Raw genomic sequence first — 5,392 nt, 5'->3', positions numbered from 1 at the left:
AGGCGATGTCGCCTGCAAATGCGTCGTCTGCGTCCATGCGGGTGATTTTTCCGTCAAGCATCGTTTTGTCTCCTGATTTCGATGATGATGTTGTGGCCGGATTGGCCAGTGTCTTCTCATGCCCCCTTCCCCGGGGACATGAATTCACGAAGAAATCTCTTTCTCTCGGCTATGCCGCCTCCGCCGCGCCGCCGTTGGGAGTGAGCGGTTCCCCTGCCAGCAGCTGCTTCAGCTCGGTGACCTGGCCGCGGCCCAGCATGTCGTGAATGCGTTCGGGATCCGCCTCGACCCGCTCCCGTACCAGGCGGAGCTGTTTCCGGCTGTAGCGCTCCAACGGAACGATCAGGAGGTAGCCGTCGCCTTTCTGGCCCGTCGACCAGGTCCGAATGGCGCCGGCGGTCGTGTCGGTCTTCTGGTAGAGATGACTGGCGAAGTAGATGCCTTTTGGTTTCTGGCTGTAATCCCAAAAGCTGATCCCGCCGCGGTCATAATAGACCTGCAGGTCGCGCCAGAGATTGCCTTCTAGGTTTTTGCTGTGAACGGTTCTGTCTTGTGCCATCGGTGGTCTCCTTGTCTGTCTCGATCCCCAATCGGGATCGCAAGGCCGGAAAGGCCACCTCTTCCTTTTCGGAGGGCACCGCTACATGTAGTATTTGTGTCGCAAGCAACCGCAATATGATTGAACACGCCCCCTGTTTGTTCTATATTGGGAGCAAGCTGCCAGAGGGGGAAATCTGATGTCCGGACAGACTGCCACTGTTCCATCCCAGACATTGCCTGCGACGCCAAAACAGCTCGCCTATGCCCGGCGGATCTCCCAGGAGCGGAACGTTGTTCTGCCCTGGGAGATTCAGCAGGATCGCTATGAGCTGAGCCGCTGGATCGATGCCCAGCTGCAGGCACCGGCCGCAGACAAGGATCCTCGGCCGAGCTCGAAGCAGGTTGCTTTTGCGGAACGCATCGCCCGGATCAAGCGCAGCGTGGTCCCGGACGAATGCTTCCGCGATCGCGTACTGATGTCTCGCTGGATCGACAGCAACAAGCCCTGATCCTCCTCAGCTCAGGCCTCCATCTTCTTCGTAGAGATCCACAACCGTGGCTTCGCGTTCCGGACCGACACAGGTGAACACAGTGGCCGTGTTGAGCGGATCATTGTCCCGCATGATCGCAAGGGCTCTTGCTGCAGCCTCAGTCGCCGAGTCGGCTTCGATGTCGATCTCCCATGTAACGCGCCAGGTCTGCATCACGCGGCCTCCTGCTCTGAAGGTACGCCCGGCTCCCCTGCCCGCTCGAATGCCCAGTCCGCGGCGGCTTGAGCGTTGGCGGCAGCTCGCAGGATCGCTTTGTGATCGTCGGAAATTGCTTTGACCCAACTGGCAACGTATGCGGCATTCTGCTCGAAGGAGGGCTGAACGCCGAGCCGGGCGCACAGGAAGGCGCTGCAGATTTCCGCAAAAAGCTCTTCGTGAACAAGCTGGTCTCGCTGGGTCTTGCCAGGAAACGTTAGATCCAGCCGCCGGCAGTCGGCGATCGCGTGGGCTGACTCATGACCGAGCGTGTAGAAGTAGCCGTGAGCAGTCTCGAACGTGCGGACTGGCGGCATGTGGATCAGATCCCGGGCCGGATCGTAATAGGCGCGGGGATCATCGCTGTGGCGGATCTCCAGGCCGAGCCTGTGGAACCAGGCATCGAGCTCCGGATCGAGTTCGGTGCCAAAGTTCCGGATCTCGGCCGGGGGATCGTACCAGTGGTCGTCGAGCCCATCGATCTGGTCGCAATTGAACACCCGGTAGGCCCGCGCATAGCGGATCACACGGCCTTCTCCGGCGACGTCATCGCAGTCGTCCTTCCGGATCTCGCCGTATTTGATCACGGTGGTCGACCGTTCTCCGCGGCGGACCTGCCCGCCGAGATCCTGCGCCTGCCGATAGGTCATCCAGGAAGTCGAGCTGTAACCGCGGTTCAAGGCAGCGATCCAGAGCATGACCACGTTGATGCCGCGATAATGCTCACCGGTCACCCTGCGCGGCAGGGTCAGACCCCCCTGCCCGCCTGACCACGGCTTTCGCCAGGGGACAGTGCCCTTCTTCAGTTCGTCGAGGATCTGATTGGTGACGTGGCTGTAGACATCGAATTTCGGCTTGCCCATGATGGCCTCCTGATCGTGAATGGATTCACGACGACAGAAGGCCTTCTTTCACTTTGCAGCGCGAAACGGACACCAGCAGAAAATACGGCACCCTTCTCAGAGCCATTTCAACCCATGGTCTGTGGGTGGAGTGCCGCGCCTGCGGCCACGGGGCGGAGCTGCGGGTTTCAGATCTTCTGGAGGTGGCCGCACCCGATGCCGCTGTCCGTGACATCCTGCCCCGGCTGGAATGTAAGAAATGCCGGGAAAAGGAGATTGGCGACGTCGTGATCCTGTCTCCGGATGTGGGCAACAAGCACCAAGGAGGGTGGCAGATGAATGAACGGGAGCGGCAGCCGGATGAACAATAACGAAGAAAGGGGCCAAAATTAGAACCTTGAAGGCCGGTCAAAGTGAACTGATTGGAAAGCCGTACATTGAGCACCTCCATTGCTCGGCGGTTCTTCGGACTAGAAAGACTACGTTTCATCCTTGGCCGGATGTATGGCGATTATGCACTCTGCGATCAGATCACCAATCATCATTGCTTGGTCGGAATCCCCAGGCGGCAAACCGATAATCTCGGCATGCGAAGGATCTTCTTCAAACCTTTCTTCAGCTTCTTGCGGTTCATGGACAATTCGCAGTGATTCCAGCTCTTCTGCCACTCTCTCATGCACCGTACCAACGTTCAGTTCCGCAAATCGGCCACTTTTTTTGACCGCAAGGCGATATAACCGCCGTACTTCGGAGAGCTGATGCGCTTTATCGGGATCGAAGACCTCAAGCCAGTTGACAGATACACCCACCTCGTCAGGCCGGTGCGGCCGCAGTCGGAATTCTGCACCATTAACAACACCGTCCTCGTCGATCATGCTTGGCTTGACATACCTTACAATGTGGTCCGTCGAAGGAAGATCATCGCCCTTCAAGCGTAGACCAGTGACTGAAGATCAAAGGCTTGTATTTGACGCTTTACGCCATCAAAGCTATCGCGCCCAGCAACACGGGAAATTTTGGCGACCGCTTCGCGCCGCTTGAAGATCACGTATTGCACCATCCGACCCCCTATGAATTGCAGGCCGATATGATTGCGATGCTGATCCCGCCACATTGCGCGTAAATTGCCGTTATCCATCAGGATCAAATTTCCTTTGCGAATGAAGGGCTCAGAGCAGATGAATCTCCAGAAATCGTGTTTGGAGGCCGCATTCAAACTGTAGCCTTCTTGCACCGCGTGGGCACACAGGGCTTCGATCCTGATCTTGTAAGCCAGGAGATCTGATCGGCGCTGGTTGGCTCTCTCGCCAAGTTCGTGGGCTAGCGCTAAGTCTGGGTCATAGATTTGAACGATATTGTCGGTCAGCGCGACGGGTTGATCCAAGGGATCAGTAAACTGTGGTCGGAAAGTCGGCTTGTGATGGTCGACCACAGGCAAGGCAAATTCGAATGCCGAGGCGTTATCAAGCTCTTCCATCATCGGTGACGGCAGATACCCTGGGTCTCGCGTCACACTTTCCATTTCACGTGCTTGGATCATGCGTCCTCTCTAACCGGTTTCCAGAATTCTTCTTGTATGCCCTTGCTTGTCAGGTTGACAAAACTGGCGATGATCGCTTCATGAGCCCGACCGAACCACCTATCGGCAGAAGACTTTCCAACTTGCCCAAGCCGACCGGTGGCCTTGATTTCAAACACGAGCACCGGCGTTCCGGGCTTTGCCTTAGCTTCTCCGTTCCGAATGTTCACTCGAAGTTGCAGATCGTTTGATTGCAGATATACATAAGTGCAGTTGAATGAAGGGGCCGTGGTCGGTTCAATCTCCGTCTCCGGTATTGAGAATGAAGGAATGACTTTAGCGGTGTCCTCCGGTCCTTGCCAATACTCACAAACCTCAATTGCGTTGATGTAGGTTAATTCACACTGGTCGATTTGGATGTCTTGAACGCCGACATTCTCGCGGGCAAAATCCTCGAAAGCCGCGTAATACTTATCGAATGCCGGCTTAAGATTTTCAGCGAAGTGGGGGTACTCAGCATCTCGGCGACGCCAGTTGAACATAAAGGCATTTTTCTGCAGCTGGATCAAATTGATCTGGTCTTCTGCTACAAACCAGAAACGCGGCATCGGGAAGATCTCGCCACCAACCTGTTCAAAGCTCGCAACTCCACCGTACGGTGTCTGCTGCTCGACTTCTGGAAACCCATCGCGGATTTTCGACCAAAACAAACCGATGTGTTCATTCCGCAACGTGAACAGCGGCGGATTGAAGTAAGTTGCAATGATCAGCTCGTTGATCGGAGGGTTTTGAAACCGGACCTTCATAGTACCTCAGTTGACAGGTTCTACCGCTCTTAGGTGCAACCCTTGTGCCTCTAACGTCATATGGGGTTGTCGCCACAGTCTTCCAATATATGGCGTCAGAAGTGAAGTAAAATCTCAATATGGTGCGCGTCAAAGCAGTGGCGTTTAGTATGCATTGGTTTGTGTTAGGAACTGCCATGGTATCGTAGCGGCCACTTGGATTTCTCATTTGTTCCCATCTCTACCCCGGAAATATCAGCCCTGTTCTGATCGCGCGCGCAACGGCCTGGGGCGTGGTCAGCGCGTTCAACTTTTCGCGGCTCGAGCGCAGGTGCACCTCAACGGTGCGATGCGAAATCGACAGGATGTCGCCGATGTCGTGCTGCGTCTTGCCGGCGGCGACCCATTGCAGGATTTCGACCTCTCGGTTTGACAAGGTGGGGTGATGCAGCAGCTGGTGGATCTTGTCCGAGCTCATGACGGAATCGTGGATATGAACGGCCAGGGACTGCAGATCTCCGATTACGTGGCGGATCAGTTTCTGCCATTCGGTCTTTGAGCAATCGCGGGTGGCGCTGAGCATGCCGACGTCGCCATAGGGTCCACGGATCGGGATCGTGATGCCCTGGTTGGAGATCCCGAAGTCATTGGCGTCCCGAAACACCGTGTCAAAATTCGGGCTGTTCTGCAGCCGGCTCCAATCGACAGGCGCGACCGAACGCTTTGCCATGTGCAGCGTCGGATCGATCATCTGGAAACCCTGCTCCACATAATGGAGCTTCCAGGCATCGTCGTAGGTCACATGCCCGTGTACCGTTCCGGCAGACGGGTTGAGCCCGGCATAGGACGCGTGGTCCATCTCGAGCTTTTCGCGCACCTGGTAGAGGAATTTGGCGTATGTCGTATCCGACGGCGGCAGCGTGCTGAGATCGACGACATCCATGCTTCAGCCTGTGGCCC

At 56.3% G+C, this 5,392-nt stretch carries 9 protein-coding genes; 2 read left to right on the top strand and 7 right to left on the bottom strand.

The window, feature by feature from the left end:
* Positions 1 to 169: 169 nt before the first annotated feature.
* A complete protein-coding gene (locus tag GOX53_RS28650) occupies positions 170 to 559 on the bottom strand; it encodes a hypothetical protein (RefSeq protein ID WP_171182286.1) in 390 nt (129 codons plus the stop codon).
* A 178-nt stretch (positions 560 to 737) separates the two neighbouring features.
* Here GOX53_RS28650 and GOX53_RS28645 point away from each other — a divergent pair, with 178 nt between their 5' ends.
* A complete protein-coding gene (locus GOX53_RS28645; RefSeq protein ID WP_171182285.1) occupies positions 738 to 1,049 on the top strand; it encodes a hypothetical protein in 312 nt (103 codons plus the stop codon).
* A 6-nt stretch (positions 1,050 to 1,055) separates the two neighbouring features.
* On the opposite strand, the gene GOX53_RS28640 is transcribed toward GOX53_RS28645, so the two are convergent.
* Both GOX53_RS28640 and GOX53_RS28635 read right to left on the bottom strand, forming a co-directional pair.
* Positions 1,056 to 1,244: a hypothetical protein gene (locus GOX53_RS28640; RefSeq protein WP_171182284.1), complete on the bottom strand. Its 189-nt coding sequence runs from the start codon at positions 1,242 to 1,244 to the stop codon at positions 1,056 to 1,058.
* Positions 1,244 to 2,149 (bottom strand): ArdC family protein, encoded by a 906-nt coding sequence (locus GOX53_RS28635; protein WP_171182283.1) that lies wholly within the window; start codon positions 2,147 to 2,149, stop codon positions 1,244 to 1,246. The genes GOX53_RS28640 and GOX53_RS28635 overlap by 1 nt, the downstream gene beginning before the upstream one ends.
* A gap of 53 nt (positions 2,150 to 2,202) precedes the next feature.
* Between GOX53_RS28635 and GOX53_RS28630 the strand changes: the two genes are divergently transcribed.
* The gene (locus GOX53_RS28630) at positions 2,203 to 2,499 is read left to right on the top strand and encodes a hypothetical protein (RefSeq protein ID WP_171182282.1); all 297 of its coding nucleotides are present in this window, start codon (positions 2,203 to 2,205) and stop codon (positions 2,497 to 2,499) included.
* A 108-nt stretch (positions 2,500 to 2,607) separates the two neighbouring features.
* Here the strand turns inward: GOX53_RS28630 and GOX53_RS28625 are convergent, their stop codons facing one another.
* The 4 genes from GOX53_RS28625 to GOX53_RS28610 all read right to left on the bottom strand — a co-directional run bounded on the left by GOX53_RS28625 (position 2,608) and on the right by GOX53_RS28610 (position 5,375).
* Complete coding sequence (locus GOX53_RS28625) at positions 2,608 to 3,003, bottom strand: hypothetical protein (RefSeq protein ID WP_171182281.1); 396 nt, start codon at positions 3,001 to 3,003, stop codon at positions 2,608 to 2,610.
* Positions 3,004 to 3,056: 53 nt separating this feature from the next.
* A complete protein-coding gene (locus tag GOX53_RS28620) occupies positions 3,057 to 3,668 on the bottom strand; it encodes a hypothetical protein (protein WP_171182280.1) in 612 nt (203 codons plus the stop codon).
* Positions 3,665 to 4,453: a TIGR04255 family protein gene (locus tag GOX53_RS28615; protein WP_171182279.1), complete on the bottom strand. Its 789-nt coding sequence runs from the start codon at positions 4,451 to 4,453 to the stop codon at positions 3,665 to 3,667. The genes GOX53_RS28620 and GOX53_RS28615 overlap by 4 nt, the downstream gene beginning before the upstream one ends.
* Before the next feature lie 220 nt (positions 4,454 to 4,673).
* The gene (locus tag GOX53_RS28610; protein WP_171182278.1) at positions 4,674 to 5,375 is read right to left on the bottom strand and encodes a LuxR family transcriptional regulator; all 702 of its coding nucleotides are present in this window, start codon (positions 5,373 to 5,375) and stop codon (positions 4,674 to 4,676) included.
* Between the last annotated feature and the right edge of the window lie 17 nt (positions 5,376 to 5,392).

The organism is Ruegeria sp. HKCCD8929 (assembly GCF_013031405.1).
In the GTDB taxonomy this organism is placed as follows: Bacteria; Pseudomonadota; Alphaproteobacteria; order Rhodobacterales; family Rhodobacteraceae; genus Ruegeria.
Note: the sequence above shows the minus strand (reverse complement) of the source record. Positions and strands in the feature narration are given on the sequence as shown.